Consider the following 1,015-nt stretch of genomic DNA (forward strand, 5'->3'; position numbering starts at 1 on the left):
AGCTCTGATTATGTATAGAGATGGTAAGCCAGAGAATCTGTGTGGAGATAAGTATTTGCAAGTTGAACTTCCCTGCTTTGATGTTCCATCATTACTTGACTTTTCTGCTTTAGATGAGAGTGCGCTTGACGGAACCCACCACGAGGATAAGACTGTGAATTAATGAGTGGTACTTAATATAATGTGCAGTCAATCAACTACAATAATTAGCGATGTCAGCTCGTTTTACTCATCATTAGAGGTAAACAAAACCATGAGTAAGGAACGCGCGTTGGAATCCTTAATAAAGGAAACTAATGCGAATTTCATTCGATCTTGATGATACCCTTATTTGCGGGGAACAGGTTCCATGCGAACCCCATCGCATACCATTTTTTTTCAAGCCGTGGATTAATGAACCGTTGCGGCTAGGGTCATGCAAATTGATGAAACAATTGAAGCAATACGGGTGTGAAATATGGATTTACACATCTTCGTATCGTTCCCCTTGTTTGATCCGCTTGTGGTTACGTTGTTATGGCATTCATGTAGCAGGGGTTATTAATCAGACTGTCCATAATGCCTATCTACGTCGCAATTCAGGATATGAGTGGCCAAGTAAGAACCCTAAAGCCTTTGGTATCGATCTGCATATAGACGATTCTGAAGGAGTAAGATTGGAAGGAAAAAAGTATGGTTTTGAAGTTGTTGTGATTTCCCCAGAAGATCGTAATTGGAATCGAGCAGTTCTTGAAGCTGTTGTGCGTCAGTTGAATCCCTGAGATGCCTATCAAATTTACGAATAAAACTTTTAGTCAGGAAATTATTACTACGAATAAAACTTTTAGTCAGGAAATTATTACTCTGCTGTTAAAAGGGGGTAGCAGGAGTTGTTCCGATCGCATTGGAAGTAATTGCAAGGCTTCTAGGGTTAGACTTACGTTTTAGGCCTTGATAGACACTATCATTTATGACAAAACAGAACTGTTTGGAACTTGATTTTTCTTGGAAAGATTGGGAAAGCTGGAATTACTTG

1 protein-coding gene is annotated in these 1,015 nt (G+C 39.5%); it reads left to right on the forward strand.

Going from position 1 to position 1,015, the window contains the following annotated elements; translation table 11 throughout:
• Positions 1-425: 425 nt before the first annotated feature.
• The gene (locus JGK36_RS33755; protein ID WP_293195614.1) at positions 426-761 is read left to right on the forward strand and encodes a hypothetical protein; all 336 of its coding nucleotides are present in this window, start codon (positions 426-428) and stop codon (positions 759-761) included.
• The last annotated feature ends 254 nt before the right edge of the window (positions 762-1,015 follow it).

Source organism: Microcoleus sp. PH2017_35_SFW_U_B, assembly GCF_020737865.1.
GTDB lineage: Bacteria > Cyanobacteriota > Cyanobacteriia > Cyanobacteriales > Microcoleaceae > Microcoleus.

Bases quoted from the DNA above. Each gene is read 5' to 3' on its own strand.
- JGK36_RS33755 (WP_293195614.1), top strand. From the start codon at position 426: ATGAAACAATTGAAGCAATACGGGTGTGAAATATGGATTTACACATCT.